The 21,979-nt window shown below is 70.1% G+C and carries 20 protein-coding genes; 9 read left to right on the top strand and 11 right to left on the bottom strand.

Annotation, left to right across the window (positions count from 1 at the left end; all coding sequences use genetic code 11):
* Positions 1 to 307: 307 nt before the first annotated feature.
* Entirely contained in the window at positions 308 to 1,159 is an 852-nt protein-coding gene (locus J7656_RS00375) for a universal stress protein (RefSeq protein ID WP_211553755.1), read from the bottom strand.
* A 284-nt stretch (positions 1,160 to 1,443) separates the two neighbouring features.
* On the opposite strand from J7656_RS00375, the gene J7656_RS00380 reads away from it, so the two are divergent.
* On the top strand, positions 1,444 to 1,608 hold the full coding sequence (locus tag J7656_RS00380; protein WP_211553757.1) for a DUF7512 family protein: 165 nt from the start codon (positions 1,444 to 1,446) through the stop codon (positions 1,606 to 1,608).
* Entirely contained in the window at positions 1,598 to 2,656 is a 1,059-nt protein-coding gene (locus J7656_RS00385; RefSeq protein WP_211553759.1) for a sulfite exporter TauE/SafE family protein, read from the top strand. Before J7656_RS00380 ends, J7656_RS00385 begins: the two co-directional genes overlap by 11 nt.
* 77 nt (positions 2,657 to 2,733) lie before the next feature.
* Here the strand turns inward: J7656_RS00385 and J7656_RS00390 are convergent, their stop codons facing one another.
* The gene (locus J7656_RS00390) at positions 2,734 to 4,344 is read right to left on the bottom strand and encodes an ABC transporter permease (RefSeq protein WP_211553760.1); all 1,611 of its coding nucleotides are present in this window, start codon (positions 4,342 to 4,344) and stop codon (positions 2,734 to 2,736) included.
* Between the two features lie 116 nt (positions 4,345 to 4,460).
* On the opposite strand from J7656_RS00390, the gene J7656_RS00395 reads away from it, so the two are divergent.
* From J7656_RS00395 to J7656_RS00410, 4 genes are all read left to right on the top strand, one after another.
* A complete protein-coding gene (locus J7656_RS00395; protein ID WP_017341928.1) occupies positions 4,461 to 5,033 on the top strand; it encodes a gluconate 2-dehydrogenase subunit 3 family protein in 573 nt (190 codons plus the stop codon).
* Positions 5,030 to 6,676: a GMC family oxidoreductase gene (locus tag J7656_RS00400; protein WP_211553761.1), complete on the top strand. Its 1,647-nt coding sequence runs from the start codon at positions 5,030 to 5,032 to the stop codon at positions 6,674 to 6,676. The genes J7656_RS00395 and J7656_RS00400 overlap by 4 nt, the downstream gene beginning before the upstream one ends.
* A 236-nt stretch (positions 6,677 to 6,912) precedes the next feature.
* A complete protein-coding gene (locus tag J7656_RS00405) occupies positions 6,913 to 7,566 on the top strand; it encodes a dolichyl-phosphate hexose transferase (protein WP_249191515.1) in 654 nt (217 codons plus the stop codon).
* 361 nt (positions 7,567 to 7,927) lie between these two features.
* Positions 7,928 to 8,182: a hypothetical protein gene (locus J7656_RS00410; RefSeq protein WP_249191484.1), complete on the top strand. Its 255-nt coding sequence runs from the start codon at positions 7,928 to 7,930 to the stop codon at positions 8,180 to 8,182.
* Here J7656_RS00410 and J7656_RS00415 read toward each other — a convergent pair.
* The 4 genes from J7656_RS00415 to J7656_RS00430 are packed head-to-tail and all read right to left on the bottom strand — an operon-like array spanning position 8,179 to position 14,107.
* Positions 8,179 to 10,494 (bottom strand): ArnT family glycosyltransferase, encoded by a 2,316-nt coding sequence (locus tag J7656_RS00415; protein WP_211553763.1) that lies wholly within the window; start codon positions 10,492 to 10,494, stop codon positions 8,179 to 8,181. The two genes, J7656_RS00410 and J7656_RS00415, sit on opposite strands and share 4 nt — an antisense overlap.
* A 49-nt stretch (positions 10,495 to 10,543) precedes the next feature.
* The gene (locus tag J7656_RS00420) at positions 10,544 to 11,701 is read right to left on the bottom strand and encodes an extracellular solute-binding protein (RefSeq protein ID WP_211553764.1); all 1,158 of its coding nucleotides are present in this window, start codon (positions 11,699 to 11,701) and stop codon (positions 10,544 to 10,546) included.
* A 39-nt stretch (positions 11,702 to 11,740) separates the two neighbouring features.
* Complete coding sequence (locus J7656_RS00425; protein ID WP_017341923.1) at positions 11,741 to 12,922, bottom strand: hypothetical protein; 1,182 nt, start codon at positions 12,920 to 12,922, stop codon at positions 11,741 to 11,743.
* 30 nt (positions 12,923 to 12,952) lie between these two features.
* Entirely contained in the window at positions 12,953 to 14,107 is a 1,155-nt protein-coding gene (locus J7656_RS00430) for a lysylphosphatidylglycerol synthase transmembrane domain-containing protein (protein ID WP_017341922.1), read from the bottom strand.
* Between the two features lie 119 nt (positions 14,108 to 14,226).
* Here J7656_RS00430 and J7656_RS00435 point away from each other — a divergent pair, with 119 nt between their 5' ends.
* Entirely contained in the window at positions 14,227 to 14,529 is a 303-nt protein-coding gene (locus J7656_RS00435) for a DUF7967 family protein (RefSeq protein ID WP_017341921.1), read from the top strand.
* 70 nt (positions 14,530 to 14,599) lie between these two features.
* Positions 14,600 to 15,160 (top strand): rhomboid family intramembrane serine protease, encoded by a 561-nt coding sequence (locus J7656_RS00440; protein ID WP_017341920.1) that lies wholly within the window; start codon positions 14,600 to 14,602, stop codon positions 15,158 to 15,160.
* Positions 15,161 to 15,255: 95 nt separating this feature from the next.
* Here the strand turns inward: J7656_RS00440 and rpsJ are convergent, their stop codons facing one another.
* From rpsJ to J7656_RS00460, 4 genes are all read right to left on the bottom strand, one after another.
* A complete protein-coding gene (gene rpsJ / locus J7656_RS00445; RefSeq protein ID WP_004048854.1) occupies positions 15,256 to 15,564 on the bottom strand; it encodes a 30S ribosomal protein S10 in 309 nt (102 codons plus the stop codon).
* A gap of 3 nt (positions 15,565 to 15,567) precedes the next feature.
* On the bottom strand, positions 15,568 to 16,833 hold the full coding sequence (gene tuf, locus J7656_RS00450) for a translation elongation factor EF-1 subunit alpha (RefSeq protein WP_017341919.1): 1,266 nt from the start codon (positions 16,831 to 16,833) through the stop codon (positions 15,568 to 15,570).
* Positions 16,834 to 17,054: 221 nt separating this feature from the next.
* Positions 17,055 to 18,062, bottom strand: coding sequence for a homoserine dehydrogenase (locus J7656_RS00455; RefSeq protein WP_017341918.1), 1,008 nt, complete (start codon positions 18,060 to 18,062; stop codon positions 17,055 to 17,057).
* Positions 18,059 to 18,685, bottom strand: coding sequence for an amino acid-binding protein (locus tag J7656_RS00460; protein WP_017341917.1), 627 nt, complete (start codon positions 18,683 to 18,685; stop codon positions 18,059 to 18,061). Before J7656_RS00460 ends, J7656_RS00455 begins: the two co-directional genes overlap by 4 nt.
* Positions 18,686 to 19,094: 409 nt before the next feature.
* On the opposite strand from J7656_RS00460, the gene J7656_RS00465 reads away from it, so the two are divergent.
* Positions 19,095 to 19,583, top strand: coding sequence for a DUF3592 domain-containing protein (locus J7656_RS00465; protein ID WP_017341916.1), 489 nt, complete (start codon positions 19,095 to 19,097; stop codon positions 19,581 to 19,583).
* 78 nt (positions 19,584 to 19,661) lie between these two features.
* Here J7656_RS00465 and J7656_RS00470 read toward each other — a convergent pair whose 3' ends face one another.
* Positions 19,662 to 21,851, bottom strand: a complete 2,190-nt coding sequence (locus tag J7656_RS00470) for an elongation factor EF-2 (protein WP_017341915.1) — start codon at positions 21,849 to 21,851, stop codon at positions 19,662 to 19,664.
* Positions 21,852 to 21,979: the final 128 nt, after the last annotated feature.

The following is a 21,979-nucleotide window of genomic DNA, read 5'->3' on the forward strand; positions in this document are numbered from 1 at the left end:
GAGCGCAGTGAGCGACCGAGTGAAGCGCACAGCGAGTCGCGCGAGTCCTCGCGGCTGGGGCTTTGGAGGAGTTCCCTGCTGATTCGTCACTGATAATTTATGAGCGAGCGACTGGGGCTTTGGCGGTGTCCGTCACCGAGCCGTCAGTAACGATTTATAAACGAGCGGCTGGGGCTGTAGCGGTGTTCGCAGGCGACTCACCGGTATCCATTTATAAATAAACTGTAGGAGAGCTACCGAAGTAGCCGCCACGGCAGCGATCGCGTCACCGCGGCGTGACGATCTGCCCATCGAGACGCCTGCTTTTTTAAGTCGCTCGGGGCGGCGGGACGAGGAAGACGTTCCCCGTCGCCCGCGCGACGATCTCCCCGGAGACGCTGCCCAGCAGGAGCCGCCGGACGCGGCTCCGGCCCTTCGAGCCGACGAGGACCGTCGACGGCGTGACCGCCGCCTCGGCGGCGAGGATCTCCTCGGCGGGGTCGCCGCGGCGGACCTCGGTCCGCGTCTCGATCCCCCACTCCTCCAGCGTGCGCGCCCGCTCGGCCAGCCGCTCGGCCGGACCGGTGCCGGCGTCGCCGCCCGCGCCCTCGTCTTTCGGCGAGCGGACGTGGACGAGCGTCGCCTCGTCGGTCGCGTGACGGAGGTACGAGAACGCGTCGAACGCGCGGGCGGCGTGCTCGGAGAAGTCCGTCGCGAAGAGTATCCGCCGAAAGAGGTGCTCGCGGCGGACGTCTGGGTCGTCGACCGCCCGCTCGACGCGGTTGACTAACAGCGGGACGACGGTGGTCCGCGCGAGGTTGCGCGCGGTCGAGCCGACGACCCGGTTCTCCAGCGGGCTCCGTCCCCGCGACCCGACGACCGAGAGGTCGGCGTGGACGGTCTCGGCGATGTCGTTGAGACGGCGGTGCGGCGTCCCGCGGACGACGTGCGTCTCGACGTCGAACCCCGCGGCCTCGATCACCGCCCGGTACCTGTCGAGCCCCCGGCGCCGCCGCGCCTCGAAGTCGACGCCCGGCGTCGCGGCGTGGACGTTCCCCGGAACGACCGTGACGAGGTGGACCGTCCGAACGCCGATGCGGCCCAGACAGTCCAGACACGTCTCGTTCTCGATGGTCGCCTCGCTGGCGGCCGACAGGTCGGTCGCGCACAGGGCCCGCATGTCGACGCCTTGGGCGGGCGACGACAACACGGTTGCGCTCGGCTCGGAAGGCGTGCGGCCGAAGACGTGGGGCCGAAGACGTGGGGCGACCACAACGCGGACGACGAACGGGGCCGTCGAGCACGAAAACCTCTCTATAAGTTATCGGTACTCCGGCCGAGGTTACCGGAATATAGTATTGTACATTCAGCCCAAAACCGTTATAGGCACGAAGCGGGTAGGGGAGAGTGAGCAGAAATGTGCCAAAAGCGAATTTCCGCGTTCGGAAGTCGGAGGGTGAGTCGATGGCAGGACTAGAGATCCCGAGCTGGGACCCGGAGACGGCCCTGCTTATCGGCGCGATCCTCTTCGAAGCGTTCGTGCTGTACATCGGGTACGGCGGCCTCGAACGGCTCGTCGGGCCGTACCTAATGGACCTCATCGTCGGGGGTGACGCGAGTGCTCGGTAGCCTCCTCAGCGGGCCCGGATTCCTGGGGACGAGCCCCGAGATGCTCGCCCTGTTCGCCGGGTTCGGCCTCGTCGTCGGCGTCCTGTTCGGGTTCTTCGGCATGGGGGGGTCGTTCCTCGTCACGCCGGCCCTGCTCATGTTGGACTACCCGGCGCCCGTCGCGGTCGGGAGCGGGATGGCGTTCGTCTTCGGGACGGCCGTCATCGCGACGCTGAAACACCACGACCTCGGGCAGGTCGACTACAAGCTCGGCGTGATCATGATTACGGGGACGACCATCGGCATCGAGGCCGGCCGCGCCAGCGTCTACTACCTCGAATCGATGGGACTCGCCGGCGGCGTCATCAGCGTCGCCTACGTCGTCCTGCTCGGCGGCGTCGGGGCGATGGTCACCCGCGACGCCCTGAAGGGCGACGGCGGGGGCGGCGTCGACCACGAGGCGGCCGACAAGGACCTCGACGAGTACGAGATCCCCGAGATCGCGAAGAAGATCCAACGGACCGTCCGGATCCCGCCGATGGTGACGCTCCGCGGCGACGTCAGCGTCTCCGTGTGGGTCATCACGGCCGTCGCCTTCTCGACCGGCGTCCTGTCCGGATTCCTCGGCGTCGGCGGCGGGTTCATCCGGATGCCCGCGATGATCTACGCGATCGGCGTCCCGGTGCCCGTCGCGGTCGGGACCGACCTCTTCGAGATCGTCTTCTCCGGCGGGCTCGGGAGCTACCTCTACGGACAGGGCGGCGGCGTGAACCTCGGTATCGTCGCCCCGCTGCTGTTCGGGAGCGCGCTGGGCGCGCGCGTCGGCTCGGCCGCGACCGCCGTCGTCGACTCCGACGAGATCAAGGTGTACTTCGGCGGGATGCTGCTGGTCGGCTCCATCGCCGTAGGCATCGGCGAAGTGGGCTCGTACCTCGGTAACCCGACGCTCGAACTGATCGGATTAGTGCTCGTCATCGGCGCGGCGGTCGCCGTCGCGTTCGCGGTCCTCTACACGACGGTCACCTCGCTCCGCGTGACGCGGCAACAGCAGACGTCCGCCGCGGACTGAAGGGCCCCGCATCGGTCCGCGAGAGCGGAATTGTGTTTATTTCACAACAGTATCGCGAGTCCGGTCGCCGTCGTCCCTCACAGCCCCTCTTCGCCGCCCTCCTGCGTGAGGATGACGACCATCGAGAGCCCGGAGATGAGGAGTAAGATGAGCGTCGGCACGACCGCGTACTGGTAGAGCGCGGTCGACTGCGCGCGCCAGATCTGGGTGACGATCGTGTCGAAGCCGGACGGGCGGAGAACGAGGGTGACGGGGAGCTCCTTCATCGTCGTGAGGAACACGAGCGCGGCCCCGGCGACGATCCCGGACCGGGTGAGCGGGAACGTGACGCGGCGGAACGCGCCGGTCGGCGACTCGCCGAGCGTGCGCCCGGCCTCGACGAGCCGTCGGTCGACCTGGAGGATCGACGTCCGGGTGGAGCCCACCGCCTGCGGGAGGAACCGGACGACGTACGCGAAGATCAGTAGCGGCAGCGTCTGGTAGATCCACGGCGCGTACCCGGAGCCGAAGTACACCAACGCGAGCGCTAACACGATGCCGGGGACCGCGAAGCCCACGTACGTCGCGCGCTCGAAGACGACCGCGAGCGGCGAGTCGTGGTTCGCGGCGAAGTACGCGATGGGGATGGCGGCGAGCGCGGCGACGACCGCGGCGGCCGCCGAGACCGACACCGAGTTGAGCACCTGTATCGGCTCGAACGCGAGCGAGGGACGGCGTCCGGCCTCCGAGTTGACCAGCCACAGCCCGAGGATCCACAGCGGCACTAAGAGCGCGAACGCGGACACGCCGGCGGGGAGCAGCGTCGCCGGCCACCGCCACCGCCCGAGCGACACGCGGTCGTCGGTCCGGCCCGCGTCGTCGCCGCTCGTCTCCCGGTCCGAGCGGACCGCCCACTCTAAGGCGAGCACGAGGACCACCACGACGAGCAGCTGGAGGGAGAGCAGCGCGGCGTAGTCGCGGCCGAACGCGTTGTACTCGACGTATATCTGCCGGGTGAACACCGGGAGCCGCATAATCGACGGGGTACCGAAGTCCGAGACCGCGTACAGCGCGGCGAGCAGCGAGCCCGCGGCGATCGCGGGCCGGATCGTCGGGAGCGTCACGCGCCGGAACGCCGCGATCCGGCCGTGGTTCAGCGTCCGGGCGGCCTCTAAGAGAGTCGTGTCGAACGACAGCAGCGCGGCCCGGGTCGTCAGGTAGACGTACGGGTACGTGTACAGCGTGATGACGAGGATCGACCCGGAGAGGCCCGAGACCTCCGGGACGCGCTCGACGCCCAGCGGGGCAAGCACCTCGTGGAACTCCCCCTGCGGCCCGAACGCGGAGACGAACGAGAAGGCGCCGACGTAGCTCGGCACGACGAGCGGGAGGGCGGCCGCGACCGACCAGAAGCGGCGGAACGGGAGGTCGGTCCGGGCGGTGAGGTACGCGAGCGGGACGCCGATCAGGATCGACGCCGCCGTGACGCCGGCCATCAGGAGGAGGCTGTTGACGAGCACGTCGGCGGTCCCGGCGCTGAAGAGGAGGTCCACGGCGCGCTCGCGCTCGACGGCGACCGCCTCGATGACGAGCCACGCGAGCGGGAACACGAGAGTGGCGGCGATCGCCGCGCAGAGCAGCGTGAGCCCGATCGGGAGCCTGTCGTCGCCGTCGGTCAGCCGGTCGCGGATCCGGGTTCGCAGGGACATTGTGCGGGGATGGAGTCGAGTTGTCGAGGCGAGGGCGCGCCGAGCGTTAGGGGTTCCGATCGTCCGGCGAGCGCGCTCCGACGGATATATGAATTTAGGGCCACCTAAACTCTTCCATGGAACTGACGCGACGCGACGCGGCGGCCGCGCTGGCCGCGATCGGCGCGACCGGCGGCGTCGCGCTCGGCGTCCGTCGGGCGACCGACGAGCGGGGCGGCGAGGGTACGGAAGACGGCGACGCCGACCGCTCGTGGGACGGCGAGGGGACCCCCGGCGACGAGGCGGTTCGAACGGCGATGACCGCGGTCGCGCGGACCGTGTATCCGGACGCGGTCTCCGGGGTCGACGCGTTCGTCGAGGCGTTCCTCGACGGCCGCCTCGACGGGTCAACCCACGGCGAGGGGATCCGCGCGGCGGTCGCCGAGGTCGAGTCGGCGGCCCGGTCGTGGTACGACGCGCCGGTCGCCGACCTCCCGCCCGCCGACCGCGACGCGCTGCTCCGCGAACTCGGCGCGGACGTAGCCGAGGAGAACCCGGACGGAACGACCGCGGAACGGGTGCGCTACTACGTCGTCAACGAGCTGCTGCTCGCGCTGTACTCCTCTCCGACCGGCGGCGAGCTCGTCGGCATCGAGAACCCGCAGGGACACCCGGGCGGCGCGGAGAGCTACCAGCGGGGGCCGCGATGAGCGGCGCCGAGAGCGTCGGCGACGGGCGCACGGACGACGGCCGCGACGTCGACCGCACGCCCGTCCCGGACGCCGACGTCTGCGTCGTCGGCGCGGGTCCCGCCGGGGCGCTCGTCGCTGACCGGCTCGCGGGCGACCGCGACGTGGTGGTGCTCGACGCCGGACCGCGGTTCGACCCGGCGGACCGCCTCGCCAGACAGGAGCGGGCGATCCGTCCCTCCTACGGGCGACCGGACGTGTGGGGCGGCGGCGGGGCGCGCGACGCCTACGAGACCGCCGGCGACCGCTCGTACCCCCTCAACCACGCCCGCGTGAAGGGCGTCGGCGGGTCGACGCTCCACTGGCAGGGGATGGTGATGCGGCTCCACGAGGACGACTTCAACTCCGCGAGCGAGCGAGGCGTCGGCGCCGACTGGCCGATAGAGTACGCGGACCTGCGGCCGTACTACGCCGAGGCGGAGAAGGAGCTGGGCGTCGCGGGCGCCTCTGATAACCCCTACGCGCCGCCGCGCGAGGAGCCGCACCCGATGCCGGCGTTCGAGCCCTCCTACAGCGACTCGCTGTTCGCCGAGGCCTGCGAGGAGTTGGGGATCGACATGCACTCGGTTCCGAACGCGCGCAACTCGGAGCCGTACGACGACCGGTCGCCCTGCGTCGGCTACGGCACCTGCCAGCCGGTCTGTCCGAGCGGCGCGAAGTACGACGCGACGGTCCATATCGAGCGCGCGGAGGAGAAGGGCGCGACCGTGGTCGACCGCGCGCCGGTCGAGCGCCTCGAACACGACGGCGACGACCGGGTGACCGCCGCCGTCTACGCGACGCCGGACGGGGAGCGGCACAGGCAGGAGGCGGACGCGTTCGTCGTCGCCGCCGGCGGGGTGGAGACGCCGCGGCTCCTCCTGCTCTCCGACTCGGACCGCTACCCGGACGGGCTCGCGAACGGGAGCGGCCACGTCGGCGAGTTCTTCATGGACCACCTGTTCGCGGGCGCGGGCGGCACGCTCGACGAGGAGACGAGACAGAACCACGTCGGCTTCTACACCAGCGCCTGCGACCAGTTCTACGACGAGGCCGACGAGGAACAGGCCCCGTTCAAGCTGGAGTTCTTCAACTACGCCGGCCCCTCGCCGGTGGAGATGGCCCTGACCGGCGACGACTGGGGCGACGCGCTCCTCGACCGGCTCCGAGATGGGTACGGGAACCACGTCGCGATGGGCGGGCTCGTCGAGCAGCTCCCAGACGCCGACAGCCGGATCACCCTCGCCGACGACCGCACCGACGACCGCGGGAACCCCGTGCCGCAAATAGAGTGGACGGTCGGCGACCGCGCGCTCGACACGATCGAACGCGCGAACGAGATCCAAGTCGAGATCCTCGAAGAACTCGGCGCCGACGTCGAGTGGGTCGCCGGGCCGGACGCGACGGGGCCCGCCTACCACCACATGGGGACGACGCGGATGAGCGACGACCCCGATTCGGGCGTCGTCGACGCCGACTGCCGGACCCACGACCTCGACAACTGCTGGATCGCCTCCAGCTCCGTCTTCCCGACGAGCGGCGCGATGAACCCGACGCTCACTATCGCCGCGCTCGCGCTCCGCGTCGGGGACGACGTGGCCGGCTGGCTCGCGGACGGGTCCTGACGACCGACTGCCACTATTTTAGGTAAACCTAAAAACTCAAGTGGGTACGGACTGAGATGCGGGTAATGAGCGACTCAGCACACGCGACGAACGGCTCGGCGGCCGCGGTCGAGAACGGCAGCGAGGCGGCCGCGATGGACGATACCGACGCGGCGGACGGAGCGGACATCTCGGGCGACACGGACGCGACCGCCGACGCCTCGGGGGCGTACACCTTCGACGACCTCAGCGTCGTGATGGGGACGTACAACGAGGAGGAGGCGATCGGCACGGTCCTCGACGACATCGACGAGGTGACCGACGGGAAGGCGGAGGTCGTCTGCGTCGACGGCTCCTCGGACCGAACGCCCGAGATCGCCCGCGAACACGGCGCGACCGTCATCGAGCAGGAGCCGCAGGGGTACGGCGTCGCCGTCAGCGAGGCGATCCTGACGCCCGACCGCCCGGTCGTCGTCACGACCGACTGCGACGACACCTATCCGATGGAGGCGCTGCCGGAGTTCCTCGCGGAGATCAACGACGGCGCGGACGTGGTGAGCGGCGACCGGCTCTACCACGGCGCCGACGCGATGCCGGCGTTCAACCGCTTCGGAAACCACGCGTTTGCGGCGCTCGCGAGCCTGTTGATGGGCGAGCGCGTCCATGATACCACCACGGGGATGCGCGCGTACCGCCGCGACGTGGTCGAGGAGATCGGCTGGACGGAGAACACCGGCCTCTCCGCCGAGCTCCTCATCCGTCCGCTGATGCGGGGCTACGACGTGCGCGAGCGCCCGATCCGGTACGCCGAGCGCCTCGGTGAGACGAAGCTCGACCCGATCGGCGGCGGCGCCGCCATCGCGAAGTCGATCGTCACCGTCTGTCTCGAAGAGCAACTGCGGCGCTTCTGAGGGCGCTTCGCCCTCGACCCGGCGTCGGACGGCGGTCCGGACGTACACTGTGGGCACAGTGGACCGCCGCCGGCGGCGTTTTTACGCTCGTGAGCGACAGCGTCGATCACTTATAAATGGACGCAGCGGTGGCGCGTGCCGGTGAGCGCCCCTCGGGCGCGAACCGCACGCGCGAGGGAGTCGGGCGCGACGAGGGCGACCGAAGGGAGCCCGAAGGATGCGCCCGACGAGGCTGGGGAGGCGTGAGGTGCGGTCGCGGAGCGGTGCGGGGGCGGGACTCAAAGGGGCAGTCGCGAGGCGGGCGCAGACGACGCAAGCACCGCAGGGAGCGAGCAGCGCGAGCGACTGAGGAGCGCAGCGAGTGTGCGCCCGCCTCGCGGCTGGGGCTTTGGAGGTGCTCGCCGCCGATCTACTGTCAGTTATTTATAAGCGAGCGGCTGGTGCTTTGGAGGTGCTCGCCGCCGATCTACTGTCAGTTATTTATAAGCGAGCGACTGGGGCTTTGGAGGTGTTCGCCGCCGATCTACTGACAGCTATTTATAAGCGAGCGGCTGGTGCTTTGGAGGTGTTCGCCGCCGATCCACTGACAGCTATTTATAAGCAATCAACCAATTAATCGCTCGTTTCGGTCTCAGTCTCGAAGACGACCCACTCGGGGTGAGTCTGGGGCTCGTCGGGGAGGTACGTCCCCTCGTTGCCGCACTCCGTGACGAGCCGGCAGGTCGAGCGCTCGGGCGGCCAGACGGCCTCGACGGTGTCGTCCTCAGTCAGCCGCACCGTCACCTCCTGCCGGTACGTGAACGTCGCGCCCGTGGGGTCGACGAGCGTCACCGTCACTGCGACCACGTCGCCCTCGGGGTCGAACGGCACCGGTTCGGCCGCCTCGGGTGCCCCGGCGGCCGCCCCATCGGAGAGCCGAACGCCCTCGGGCGTCACCGCCCAGTCGACCGCGAGCGAGTCGCCGAGGTCGCTCACGGTGTAGGAGACGTGGTCGGGACCGCCCGCCGCGCCCCGGCGCGGGTCGACGCGGACCTGCGCGCGGACGACGCGGTCCGGCACGCCGACGGTCGTCTCCGCGTCGAGCCGAGCCCCCGAGCGCCGGCCCAGCACCGCTAACTTCGGCGTGACGCGGGTCTCCGGGTTCGCGGTCCAGACCCCCTGGTAGCCGTAGCGGTAGAGCGTCCGATTCGGGTACGCGTCGAGCACCGCGAAGTTCTCGACCGGGTCGCGGTCGAGCGCGTACACGACCTCGCCGTCGAGCCCCGGGCCGTTCCGGAGGTACTGGAACGGGTGGTTCTGCCACTCGCCGTACGGCGTGGGGACGAACACCAGCGCGTCCTCGAACGTCGCCTCGTCGATCGGGGCGTACGCGGCCTCGTGTTTCTCATCGACCGCGGCGTTCCGCTCCATCGGGTCCGCGGCCGCGTCCACGGCCGTGACGCCCCCGCCCGCGACCGCGAGCGCGACGACGACCGCGAGCGCCGCGCTCGCGACCGTCGGCGAGACGCCGCGGACCACGACCCGCTCGCGGGCCGCGACGAGCCCCCGCCACCCGACGGCAACGCCGAGGCCGCCGAACACCGACAGCGGGACGAGCAGGTCGAAGTGGTAGAACGGCCCGAACAGCGACGCGAGCCCGTCGGTCGGGTCCGAAAGGTCGGCGAGCGCGTTGTGGGTCCCCCAGAAGTAGAGGTTCCCGACGACGACGGAGACCGCGACGCCCACGAGGAGCAGCGTCGCCGTCCGCCGGAACGCGGGCGAGCCGGCGGTCTCCGCGACATCCTTGCCGTGGTCGACGACCACCGGCCTCCGCGGATCGCCGCTCGCGCGCCAGCCCCACAGCGCGACCGCGCCGCCGACCAGCGCGACGACGGTCCCGAGCGGCCCGGCGACGAACCACCGGGTCGCGATCTCCTGCAGCGCGTACCGGTTCGACTCCAGCGCCAGCCCGAGCGTGTAGTCGACCGAGTGGCCGAGGATGCGCCGCTCGCCGAAGCCGGGCCCGTCCATCGGCGCGAACACCTGGTACGGGAACGTGAGCGGCGACCCGGTCATCCGGACGTTGTACGCGAGCGTGACGCCGACGAACAGGACGCCGAACAGCGCCGTAAGGCCGTGGCGTCGGATCGGACCGGGAAGCTCGCCGGACCGGCCGACTCCAAGCGCGCGGCGACCGAGGGCCGCGAACGCACGCGGTGTCGACATCCCGGACTCGGCACCGAAGCGACGGACCGCCGACCCCACCCGCCACAGCGCGTGGGCGATGAACGGCGCGGCGAACAGCACCGCGGTGTACGGCCGCGCGAAGAACGCGAGCCCGATCGCGACGCCCGCGACGCCGGCCGCCCGGAGCGACCGGTCCCGGACGCTCCGGAGGTACGCGACCGCGAAGATCAGGTTGAAGAACGTCGTGGGCGCGTACGGGAGGAACGCCGACGACGTCGCGACCGCCATCGGCGACGCGGCGAAGCAGACGGCCGCGGCGAGACCGGCCCGGCGGCCGACCGTCATCGACCCGAGCAGGTACACGAGGGCAGCGTTGCCGGCGGCGACGACCGCGAGCGTGACGCGGGGCTCGCCGAACAGGCCCATCGTGACCGCGAACATCGCCGCCGGGACGGGGTTGTACTTCGGGTAGAGCCGGCCGCCGTCCTCGATGAAGAACCACGGGTGGACGGCGTCGGCGAGCGGACCGGCGTGGAACTCGAGCTGGCCGCCCAAGAGGAGCGCCGCCTGCGTGAGGTAGACCCCCTCGTCGTGGTTCGCGGAGTGGTGCGAGAAGACGGTGGCGGCGATGACGAACGTCAGGACGCCGGCCGCGATCGCGACCAAGGCCGCCGCGAGGCTCACGCGGTCGGCGCGGGCGAGTCGCTGGCGGAGCCGGGCGGCGAGTCGGCGGGGACGGAGCGACAGTGGGAGAAGTGACACGGGCGAGAGGCGGTGGTGACGTGGGCGTGGTGGGGAGCGCGTCGGCCGCTCAGAGCTGGACGCCGGCCTCGCGCATGAGGTCGATCGTCGGTTCGAGGTTGGACAGCTCCGAGAGGTCGATGTCCGGGACGTCCAGCTCGTCGATCGTCGGGAGGTCGCCGATCGGCTCGACGTCGGGGATCAGCGGGTACTCGAAGGTGGAGCGCGCGAAGTAGTCCTGCGCCTCCGCCGACAGCAGGTGTCGGACGAAGTTCGCGGCGAGGTCGGCGTCGGAGGCGGTGTCGACGACGGCGGCGCCCGCAACGTTGAACACCGCGCCCGCGTCGCCCTCGGTGAACGCGGTGGCGATCGGGGCCTCCGGGTTGCCGTCGAGGACGCGCTGGATGTAGTAGTGGTTCGTGAACGCGGCGTCGATCTCGCCGTCAGCGATCTCCTGACACGTGCGGAACTCGTCGGGGTACGTCGCGGCGCCGCGCTCGACCATTGCCTCCAGCCACTCGCGGGTGGCGTCTTCGCCCTCTAAGATTCGCATTGCGGTGATGAACGCCTGCGCGGAGCCGTACGACGGCGCCCACCCGAGGTCGCCCTCGAACTCCTCCGGGAACGCCATGATGTCGTCCGGGAGGTCGTCCTCGGAGAACGCCTCGGTGTTGTACGGGATCGTCCGGGCGCGCCCGGAGGTGCCGACCCACTGCTCGGTGCGGAACTCCTGGCGGACCTTCTCGGCCACGTCGTCGGGGAGCGCCTGCGCCCGTCCCGCGTCGGCGAGCGCGCCGAGCGCGCCGGCGTTCACCGAGTAGAACACGTCCGCCGGCGACCCCTCGCCCTCGTTGACGATCTGGTTCACGAGATCGGTCGAGTTGTTGTACCGGACGGTCAGGTCGAAGTCGTCGTACAGGTCGTCGATGTAGCTGACGAGCTCGCCGACGAGGAACTCGCCGCGGCCGGAGTAGACGGTGAGCTCGCCTTCGAGCGCCGGCATCTCCGCCATCGGCGTGCCGCCGGGGGCGCCGCGGCCCGCGCGGCCGGAACCAATCTGGCCGACGGCGTCGCCGACGCCGTCACCGCCGTCGCCGCCGTCCTCGCTGTCGTCGGTCGTCCCGTTACAGCCGGCGATCCCCGCGACGCCGACCGAACCGGTGGCTGCGAGGAACTTCCGTCGTCGAACGTCGCGTCCGTCTCGTCCGTCGGATTCGTGGTTCGTCATGTGTTTTAGGCTTACCTAAATACTTTTAGTCGTGTCGGTTCAGTCGTCCGCGACCGCCGGCGTCCGGCGGATCGCGTCGAGGCAGTCGAGCCAGTCGCGCATGTACTCGCCGCAGTGGTTGAGGAACGCGCCGTTGTTCCACTCGTCGAACTCGCCCTCCGCGAGCGCGTCGGCCATCTCGTCGAAGACCGCCGCGTACGAGTCGGCGTCGTCGCCCGCCTCGTCGACGACCTCCCAGACGTGTTCGTTCAGCTCTAACCCCGCCACCTCGTTCGCGAGGTCGTCGAACGTCGAGCGCGGGGCCTTGTTGTGTTCACACAGCGGGTCGCCGTTGTAGATGCGCTTGCCGAGCACGTCGCAGGCGCGCTTTAAGAAGAGCCCCGACCAGATGTCGTCGAAGCGGCCCACGTCCCACTCGTTGTCGTCCATCGGCAGCTGGTAGAACGCCGGGATCACCTCGCGGCGGAACGCGAGGTTCATCGAGCAGACGGTGAGGTAGTTGCCGCGCGCGGCGACGAAGTCCTCGCCGAAGTCGTCGGCGGTCGTGCGGGTCTGCGCTTGCCCCTGTAAGTCGCCGTCCATCAGGATCCGGACCGCGTCGAGGTCGGGAACGTTCGTCCACAGCCCCTGCGAGGCGACGACCTCGCCGGGCTCGACGTCGACCGCGTCCGTCTCGACCGTCTCGTCCATCGCCGAGTACGGGTAGCCGCGCGGGTAGAGCCCGTGCTCATCGGCGTTGTCGTAGAGGACGTTCACCCACTCCTCGTCGGAGCGCACGCGCTCGACTTCGCCGCCGAAGGCGAGGTTCTCCATGTGGCGGCCGAAGTAGTCGACATCGTCGTGCGGGAGCGTGTCGTCGTCGATGAAGATCCCGTACTCGAAGGAGTCGTCGGCCCACATGTACAGCAGGCCGAAGCTCGTCTCGGCGTGGCTCGCGGCCGGGACGACGTGGCCGTACTCCGCGACCCCGTTGGCCTCGTACCACTCCTCGCGGCGGCTGCCGTCGAACACCTCGCCGGAGACGCCGAGGTCGTCGAGCATGGCGCGCATCTCGTCGGTGTCACAGAAGTCCTCGGTGACTAAGAGGAAGTGGAGCCGCGAGACGTCGAAGCCGTGTTCGCGGGCGTTCGCAACGTACTCGCGGAGGCACTCGTACTCTCGGATCGTCGGGACGATGACGCAGATGTCCGAATCGTCGGCGCTCGGGGCGGTGGTCGGCATATGCGATAATTTTTAGGCTGGCCTAAAAACTTAGCGGTCCGTCGCGGTCGGCGCCGCGGTCGACTCCGTCTCCGGCGCGGATTCGTCCGGAGTCCCCGTCAGCGAGAGGTCGAACGCGGCCGCCGCGGCCGCGCCGCCGGCGAGGGTGACGCCGTTCTTCAGCGCGTGGTCGAGCACCGCCGCGGCGAGCGCAACCTCGGGGGCGATCGGCGTCGTCGCGACGACGATCCCGGTGAACGCGGCCTCGTACAGACCGATCCCGCCCTGCGAGAGCGGCAACACCTTCGCGAGGTTCCCGGCCGAGACCGCGAGGGTCCCGACGACGAGCAGCGTGACGGGGGCGACGCCGCCGCCGAACCCGCCGACGAGCGCCGCGAGCACGAGGACCGCGGTGGCCACGTCCAGCGCCCAGACGACGGCGCTGGCGAGGAACACACGCACGAGCGCCGCCCCGTCCGCGGCGACGACGCGGACGGCGGCCCCGAACCGGACCGCGGCGTCGACGGCCCGCGAGAGCCGACTGCCGTCGAACCGGTCGCGGAGCGCCGGACCGAACCGGCGGTCGCTCCGGGCGACCGCGACGGTGACCGCCGAACCGAGCGCGGCCGCGACCGCGATTCCTCCGGCGGCGGCGAGCGCCCGCCCCGACCCGTCCGGCGCCGCGGCCCGCCCGTCGACGAGCAGGACCGCGAGCGCGGCGCCGCCGAGGACGCCGAGCGCAACTAAGTCGAACGCCCGCTCGACAGCCAGCGACGCGACGCCGGTCGGGTACGGCACGTCGCGCCGGTCGTTCAGCAGGTACGCGCGCACCCCGTCGCCCGCCCGGGCGGGAACGATCAGGTTCGCGGTCTGGCTCGCGAACACCGCCGCCGTGAGGAACGCCGTCCGGCAGCGGTGTCCCATCGGCGCGAGCACGTCGCCGTACCGCCGGCCGCGGAGCGGCCACGACAGCAGGTACGCGGCGAGCGCCGCCGCGAGGAACGCGGGGTCGGCGGTCGCGGCCGCCTCGATCACGACGCCGACGTCGAGCGTCCGCGCCAACACCGCGCCGCCGACCCCGAGGACGAGGAGCGTGCCCGCGATCGCGAGGGTCCCCGGAGGAAGCCGTTCGCGGAGCCGCGAGAGACTCCCGCGAAGACGAGAGAGACGTTCGCGGAGCCGAGCGGCGACGACGCGCGTGTTCATGCGATTGTTTAGGTTGCCCTAAAGAATAAAACGCTGGCGGTTCCCGGAGGCGAAGCGGGGGCGATCGGGGAGCGCGGACCGACGCAACACGTTTGTTCATGGAAATCGAAATACCACGCATGAACGCGAACGAGGCGGCCCCCGGCTCCGCGACCGACGCCGTGCGGATGTGGCTCGTCGAGCGCACTTACTCCGACGACGAGCAGAACATGGTGATCCTCACGTACGCGACGCCGGACGGCGAGCGCTACTTCCGGAAGGAGCGCGCGCTCACCTCCTTCACGGACGTGCGCGACACCACGGCCGCCGTCGACGCGCCGCCGTCGAACGTCGGGACCGTCGACGACCCCGACGACCGCAAGCGCTACGCCGCCGAGGCGACGCGGATGGCGAAGGCGCACGACCCCGACGACGTGATCTGAGTCGCGCGCCGGTCGGGGGACGAACCCGCCCCGCACACCCTTTTCACCGCGCGGTTCCAACCCTCACCTCATGCGTGCTACCCTCGAAACGCTCGGAATCACCCTCCTCGTCGGCGCCACGCAGGCCCTCCTCAGCCTCGTCGGCCTCTTCGGGCTCCTCGCGCTGTCGACGCCCGTCTCCGTCGCTCCGTGGACGCTCGTCACCAGCGTGTACGCCCACGGCTCCGTCGGTCACCTGCTGGCGAACGCCGTCGGGCTGCTGCTCGTCGGGCCACTCGTCGAGCGCCGGACGACCCGCGTGCGCTTCCACGCGTTCGTGGTTGCGACCGGCGCGTTCGCGGGCGTCGCGCAGGTGACCCTCGGGAGCCTGCTCGGTCCCCCGTCCGCCGTGTTGGGGATCAGCGGCGCGGTGTTCGCGCTGGGGGGCTACCTGCTCGCCGGCAACGTCGTGAGCGAGACGCTGTTCGACCGGTTCCGGCTCTCTCCGCGGATTCAACTGGCCCTGTTCGGGTTCCTCGCGGTCGTCCTCACCGCGATGACGGCCGCGCCCGGCGTCGCGCTGATCGCGCACGCGACCGGCGCGTTCTGCGGGCTCGCGGCCGGTCGGGTCGGGCTGCTCGACGCGAGGTGAGCGGGATACGACCGCAGGAGGCGAGACGCGATCGACGACGCCGTCGCTAGACGCGGTGAAAAAACGAGAGGGGTGAAAGAGAAACGCCCTAGCGCTCAGTCTTCGAGAACGATCTCGATGCTGACGTCGTTCGGCACTTGGACGCGCATCAGCTGGCGGAGCGCGCGCTCGTCGGCGTCGATGTCGATCAGACGCTTGTGGACGCGCATCTCCCAGTGCTCCCACGTCGCCGTCCCCTCACCGTCCGGGGACTTGCGCGACGGGATCTCGAGCGTCTTCGTCGGCAGCGGGATCGGGCCCGACAGGGCGACCCCCGTCGAGTCCGCGATCTCGCGGACGTCGTCGCAGATGTCGTCGAGGTCCTCGGGGCTCGTGCCGGCGAGGCGGACGCGTGCCTGCTGCATCGATTATCGCTCGTTGACTTCCAGCACCTTGCCGGCCGCGATGGTCTGCCCCATGTCGCGGATGGCGAAGCTGCCGAGCTCCGGAATCTCGCCGGACGGCTCGATGCTGAGCGGCTTCTGCGGGCGCACGGTGACGACCGCGGCGTCGCCGGACTTGATGAAGTCCGGGTTCTCCTCGGCGACCTCACCGGACGAGGGGTCGATCTTCTGATCGATGGACTCGATCGTACAGGCGACCTGCGCCGTGTGGGCGTGGAAGACCGGGGTGTAACCGGCCGTGATCACCGACGGGTGCTGCATGACGACGACCTGGGCCTTGAACGTCTCGGCGACGCTCGGCGGGTCGTCGGCCGGGCCACAGACGTCGCCGCGGCGGATGTCGTCCTTGCCGATGCCGCGGACGTTGAACCCGACGTTGTCACCGGGCTCGGCCTTGGGCACCTCTTCGTGGTGCATCTCGACCGTCTTCACCTCGCCGCCCACGTCGGACGGCTGGAAGGAGACGTTGTCGCCGGTGTTGAGAATCCCGGTCTCGACGCGTCCCACGGGGACGGTCCCGATGCCGGAGATGGTGTAAACGTCCTGGATCGGCAGGCGGAGCGGCGCGTCCGTCGGCGGCTCGGCCTCCGGCAGGTTGTTGAGCGACTCCAGCAGGGTGGGGCCGTCGTACCACGGCGTGTTCTCGGACGCCTCGGCGACGTTGTCGCCCTCGAACGCCGAGATCGGCACGAACGTGGTGTCGTCGGTCGCGAAGCGGACCTGGTTGAGCAGGTCCTCGACCTCGCCGATGACCTCCTTGTAGGAGTCCTCGCTGTAGTCGACGAGGTCCATCTTGTTGACGCCGATGATGAGCTCGTTGATCCCGAGCGTTCGGGCCAGGAACACGTGCTCGCGGGTCTGGGGCGCGACGCCGTCGTCGGCCGCGACGACGAGCACCGCGTTGTCGGCCTGCGAGGCGCCCGTGATCATGTTCTTCACGAAGTCACGGTGGCCCGGACAGTCGACGATGGTGAAGTAGTACTGGTCCGTGTCGAACTCCTGGTGGGCGATGTCGATCGTGACGCCGCGCTCGCGCTCCTCGGCGAGGTTGTCCATCACGTAGGCGAACTCGAAGCCGCCCTTGCCCTTCTCTTCGGCTTCCTCGCGGTGCTGCTCGATTACGTGCTCGGGGACGCTCCCCGTCTCGAAGAGGAGGCGACCCACGAGCGTGCTCTTGCCGTGGTCGACGTGGCCGATAATGGCCAAGTTCTGGTGCGGTTTGTCACTCATGGGGTAATCACGCGCTAAGGCGCTCTGTGAGTAAGTTTCGGTTGATTCCACTAAAACGGTTTCGATACGGCCCACAGAGTATCGCGCCGCCGTCCGGCGATTGTCGACAACGCGGGACACGACAGAGCGACACATGACCCCGGTCCGCGGCGGCGGACTCGGCGGTCGAAGCGGCCTGCTCCGGCCGGACGACCCGGCCCACTCCGGCCGGACGACCCGCCCTACTCCAGCCGCCCCACGTCGCCGAGGACCGCGCTCGCGGTCTCCGGGCCGCCCGCGCCGCGGCCGGAGATGTTGAGCCGGCCGGCGTGAGACGTCTCGATCTGGACGATGTTCTGCGTGCCGGAGACCGCGAGCGTCCCGTTCTCGGGGACGAGCCGCGGCGCGACCCGCACGGTCTCGCCGGTCGCCTCGCCGATCAGCCGCACCGTCCGCCCGTCCTCGGCCGCAAGCCGGAGCGCGGAGCCGGGCACGTCGCGGATCCCCGAGACGTCGGCGTCGTCGAGCGTGAACTCCCGGGCGTCGGCGGGGTCGTCGGCCGCGCCAAAGGATAGCACGTTCGCGAGGATGACGCACTTCAGCGCCGCGTCTGTGCCGTCCACGTCGAAGGAGGGGTCCGCCTCCGCGACGCCGAGATCCTGCGCCTCCGCGAGCACGTGGTCGTAGTCGAGCCCCTCGGCGGCCATCCGCGTCAGGATGAAGTTCGCGGTCCCGTTGAGCACGCCCCGGACCGCGGTGACGTGGCCGGGTTCGATGTCCTCGACGGTCGACACAGCGGGGATCGCGCCGCCCACCGTCGCCTCGAACCGGATCTCGCCGTCGCTGTCGTCGACGGCCGCCCGCAGGTCGCCGAACCGCTCCGCGACCGGGCCCTTGTTCGCGAGGACGGCGTGGCGGTCGCGCTCCAGCGCGCGGGTCACGTGCGAGAAGCCGGGCTCGGCGTCGCCCAGCGTCGTCGGCGTGGCCTCCACGAGGACGTCGTAGTCCGCCGAGAGGGCGTCTTCCGGATCCGCGTCGCCGACGATCCCGCGCTCCGCCTTCCGCGCGACGACCGCGTCGGGGTCGACACCAACCGAATCGTCTCCGCCGGCGCCGGCCCGACCGCCAGTTCCGTCGGCGACCGTCGCGCTCGACGAGTCCGCGACCGCGACGACCTCGTGGCCGTACTCGCCCGCCAACTCGACGACGGAGCGCCCGACCGCGCCCGCGCCGATCACGGCGAGCCTCACGCGTCCACCCCCGTGAGCGGCTCCACGACGCGGAGCTCCTTCTCGTCGGCGAGCTCGCGGACCGCCGCCAGCGCCGCGTCCGTCTCGCCGGCGCGCGCTTCGAGCCGGAGCCGCGCGCTCGACACCTCCTCGGTCCCCTGCGGGGCCGCGAGCGACACGTCGGCGACCGACGCGGACTCGCAGGCCTCGATCCGCGAGAGCGTGTCGGAGAGGTCGGTGTCGATGAGGTGGCCGAACAGGAGGATCGTCACCTCCTCCGCGTACCGCTCCGTGCCCGCCTGCATCACGTTCACGCCCTCGCTGCGGAGCGCGTCGACGATCTCCTCGAACCGCTCGGGGGTCGCCTCGAAGTCGACCTCGACCGGGATCCGCCCGCGGGGCGTCTTGTTCCCGCGCTCGTGGTAGATCGACAGGAGGTTCCCGCCGTTGTCCGCGATCGGGTGGAGCGCGGCGAGCAGCTGGCCCGGCTCGTCGACGAGCTCTAACCGGACCGTGTGCGTCGAGGGGGCCGTCGAGGCGTGGCCGCCGTCGGGCGACGCCCCGGGGTCGGCCGGGTCGGACTCGCCCGCCGCGTCCTCGGCGTCGAGCGCGGTCTCCGGTGCCCCGTCGCGGCGATCGCTCACGTCGCCACCTCCGCCGCAGCGCGCAGCGGGGCCCGGTCGGGAGCGCGCGTTCGCAGACACGTCCCTGTCCCCGGCGTGGAGCGGTCGCTCGGTGGCTCCGTCGCGGTGCGCCGGGGGGAGTCGTGCCCGTCTGCATACTCGAACGGAGTCGGACGATCGGGTATAAGCCTTCGGCGATGGCAGGCGTTGCCTCGCCGCCTCGGCTGTCAACGTACCGCACGGATCGGGCGGAAATGTCCCGCAGAATTATGGGCGGTCGCGACCGATCGCCGGGCGTGTGTCACCCTCCACGCGGTTCGCCGAGCATCGCTGTGCGGCCCGACACGTCGAATCAGCGTCTCTCGGACCAGACGCCGCCCAATCGCTCTTCCCCAGACCGAACCCCTTCGAACCGAGGTGCGAGCGCAGAATGAGCGGGCTCTCGATCGACGGTCCGAAGACCCTCAAGGGAGCGGTCGTCATGCTGTTGATCGGTCTCGCGGTGACCGGCTACGGGGCGTACGACTACACCCAGCAGTCGAGCGCGGTCGAGGACGCCGTCGCGGTCGACGCGACCGTCACCGACCGCAGCGTCGAGTCGACGTCGACCGGGAGTAGTCCCGGCGTGGACTACCGGCCGGCGGTGCGGTTCACCTACGAGTACGAGGGGACGGAGTACGCGAGCACGAACGTCTTCCCGTCGGCGATCACGTCGAACTACGACACCGAGTCGGCGGCCCGCGAGGTCGTCTCGGAGTACGCCGCCGGCGAGTCGACCACCGCGTACGTCGACCCGGCCGACCCCGGCGGGGCGTTCCTGAAGGCGCAGACGTCGAACGCGCCGCTGTTCGCTGCCGTGCTCGGGCTGTTCCTCGCCCTCGGTGGGGCGCTCTCGACCGTCAGGCGAATCCGCGGCTGACGGCCGCGCCGCTTCGAGGAATCGAGCTCGAAGAGAGAGGAAAAACGGGGACCGGCTACCGCGAACCGCGCCGTCGACTCAGAAGTAGTCGATCGACTGCGGCAGTTCGAGCTTCATCCCCTTGCGCTCGCGGATCTCCATGATCTTCTCGCGCTGGAGGTTGTCGACGAGCACGCGGAAGCCCGCGTTCTCGGTGTTCCACGAGGCGCGGCCCTCGGTGGCCGAGCGGATGTCGGAGGAGAACCCGATCATCTCCTCGACGGGCGCGATGCCCTCGACGACCATTAGGTCGCCCTCCTGGTACATGTCGTCGACGCGGCCGCGGCGGCCCTGGATCTCGCCGGACGCGGCGCCCATGTGTTCGCTGGGCACGTCGATGCGGACGTCCTGGATCGGCTCCAGCAGGCGGACCTCGCCGTCGATCAGCGCGCGGTGGACCGCGTCGCGGACCGCCGGGATGACCTGCGCGGGGCCGCGGTGGATGGTGTCCTCGTGGAGCTTCGCGTCGTGCAGGCGGAACAGCGACCCCTGAACCGGCTCGGCGGCCAGCGGGCCGTCGTCGAGCGCCTCCTGAAGCCCCTCCAAGACGAGCTCCATCGTCTCGTTGAGGTGCTGGATCCCCTTCGTGTCGTCGATGAGGATGTTGGTCCGGTGGATGTCCTCGACGTTCTGGGAGGTGTCCTTGTCCATGCCGGCCTCCTGCAGCGCCTCCCGGCGCTCCAGTTCGGGCATGTCCATCGAGACCTCGCCGAGCTGGATGGCGTCGACGATCTCCTGGTCCATCGGCTCGACGGTGATGTAGAACTTGTTGTGCCGGTTCGGCGACTGCCCCTCGACCTCGCGGGACGACTCCTGAGGCTGCTCGCGGAACACGACGATCGGCTCCCCGGTGATGACCGGGATGCCCTGGTTGTCGCGGATCCGCTGGGTGATCACTTCGAGGTGGAGCTCGCCCTGCCCAGAGATCAGGTGCTCACCGGTGTCCTCGTTGATCTCGATCTGGATCGTCGGGTCTTCCTTGGCGACCTGCTGGAGCGTCTCGATGAGCTTCGGCAGGTCGTCCATGTTCTGCGCCTCGACGGACTTCGTGATGACCGGCTCGGAGATGTGCTCGATCGACTCGAACGGTGTCATCTCGACGGAGGAGACCGTCGAGCCGGCGATGGCGTCACGCAGCCCGGTGACGGACGCGATGTTCCCTGCCGGGACGCGGTCCACCTCCTCGCGCTCCGATCCCATGAACAGGCCGACGCTCTGGATTCGGTTCTTGCCGGCGGTGCCGGAGACGTACAGCTCCTGGCCCTTCTCCAGCGTGCCGGAGAAGACGCGGCCCGTCGCGATCTCGCCCGCGTGCGGGTCCATCGAGATGTCGGTGACCATGAAGACGACCTCGCCGTCCTCGTCGACCAGCCGCATCGTGTCGGCCAGGTCGGACTCGGGGTCGCCGCGCCAGATGCGCGGGACGCGGCGGGGCTGGGCGTCCACCGGGTTCGGGAAGTGCTCGCAGACCATGTCGAGCACGACGTCCGACAGGGGCGTGCGCTCGTGGAGCTCCTGCCGCTTGTCGTTCTGTTCGAGCTCCATGATGTCGCCGAAGTCCATGCCGGTCCGCTGCATCGACGGCATCGAGACGCCCCACTTGTACAGCGCGGAGCCGAACCCGACCGTGCCGTCCTCGACGGAGACGGTCCAGTCCTCGGGGATGTCGTCCATGTTCTCGGCCATCCCGCGGATGAGCTCGTTGACGTCGGCGATGACGGACATCAGCCGTTCCTGCATCTCCTGCGGCCCCTCCTGGAGCTCCGAGATGAGGCGGTCGACCTTGTTGATGAACAGCGTCGGCTTCACGCCCTCGCGGAGCGCCTGCCGGAGCACCGTCTCCGTCTGGGGCATCGCGCCCTCGACGGCGTCGACGACCACTAAGGCGCCGTCGACCGCGCGCATCGCGCGGGTGACGTCGCCCCCGAAGTCAACGTGACCCGGGGTGTCGATGAGGTTGACGAGGTGGTTGGTGTCCTCGTACTCGTGGGTCATCGAAACGTTCGCCGCGTCGATGGTGATCCCGCGCTCCTGCTCGTCCTCCTTCGTGTCCATCGCGAGCTGTTCGCCCGCGGTGTCCTCGGAGATCATGCCGGCGCCCGCCAGCAGGTTGTCGGAGAGCGTCGTCTTCCCGTGGTCGACGTGGGCGGCGATGGCGATGTTCCGGATGTTCTCCGGGGCGTCCATCAGCCGCTCACATTCCTGAACGATCTTCTTGCGTCGGCCCATTATACCGAGTGTTACCGAAAGGAGGGTCAAAAGGGTAGTGTTTCGTCGCGGCCGTTTCGCGGGCGAGTACCCCCGATCGCCGCCGATTTCGTGTCGACCGGTGTCACGGGGCAGGCGGCGAAGCGGGG

This window comes from Halorubrum ruber, from assembly GCF_018228765.1.
Lineage (GTDB): Archaea > Halobacteriota > Halobacteria > Halobacteriales > Haloferacaceae > Halorubrum > Halorubrum ruber.

Excerpts from the sequence above, each read along its gene's own strand:
- J7656_RS00395 (WP_017341928.1), top strand. The coding sequence starts at position 4,461 with ATGGAACTGACGCGACGCGACGCGGCGGCCGCGCTGGCCGCGATCGGC.
- J7656_RS00465 (WP_017341916.1), top strand. The coding sequence starts at position 19,095 with ATGAGCGGGCTCTCGATCGACGGTCCGAAGACCCTCAAGGGAGCGGTC.
- J7656_RS00390 (WP_211553760.1), bottom strand. The coding sequence starts at position 4,344 with ATGTCCCTGCGAACCCGGATCCGCGACCGGCTGACCGACGGCGACGAC.
- J7656_RS00435 (WP_017341921.1), top strand. The coding sequence starts at position 14,227 with ATGAACGCGAACGAGGCGGCCCCCGGCTCCGCGACCGACGCCGTGCGG.
- J7656_RS00440 (WP_017341920.1), top strand. The coding sequence starts at position 14,600 with ATGCGTGCTACCCTCGAAACGCTCGGAATCACCCTCCTCGTCGGCGCC.
- J7656_RS00405 (WP_249191515.1), top strand. The coding sequence starts at position 6,913 with ATGGGGACGTACAACGAGGAGGAGGCGATCGGCACGGTCCTCGACGAC.
- J7656_RS00400 (WP_211553761.1), top strand. The coding sequence starts at position 5,030 with ATGAGCGGCGCCGAGAGCGTCGGCGACGGGCGCACGGACGACGGCCGC.
- J7656_RS00430 (WP_017341922.1), bottom strand. The coding sequence starts at position 14,107 with ATGAACACGCGCGTCGTCGCCGCTCGGCTCCGCGAACGTCTCTCTCGT.
- J7656_RS00425 (WP_017341923.1), bottom strand. The coding sequence starts at position 12,922 with ATGCCGACCACCGCCCCGAGCGCCGACGATTCGGACATCTGCGTCATC.
- J7656_RS00470 (WP_017341915.1), bottom strand. The coding sequence starts at position 21,851 with ATGGGCCGACGCAAGAAGATCGTTCAGGAATGTGAGCGGCTGATGGAC.
- J7656_RS00380 (WP_211553757.1), top strand. The coding sequence starts at position 1,444 with ATGGCAGGACTAGAGATCCCGAGCTGGGACCCGGAGACGGCCCTGCTT.
- tuf (WP_017341919.1), bottom strand. The coding sequence starts at position 16,833 with ATGAGTGACAAACCGCACCAGAACTTGGCCATTATCGGCCACGTCGAC.
- J7656_RS00375 (WP_211553755.1), bottom strand. The coding sequence starts at position 1,159 with ATGCGGGCCCTGTGCGCGACCGACCTGTCGGCCGCCAGCGAGGCGACC.
- J7656_RS00420 (WP_211553764.1), bottom strand. The coding sequence starts at position 11,701 with ATGACGAACCACGAATCCGACGGACGAGACGGACGCGACGTTCGACGA.
- rpsJ (WP_004048854.1), bottom strand. The coding sequence starts at position 15,564 with ATGCAGCAGGCACGCGTCCGCCTCGCCGGCACGAGCCCCGAGGACCTC.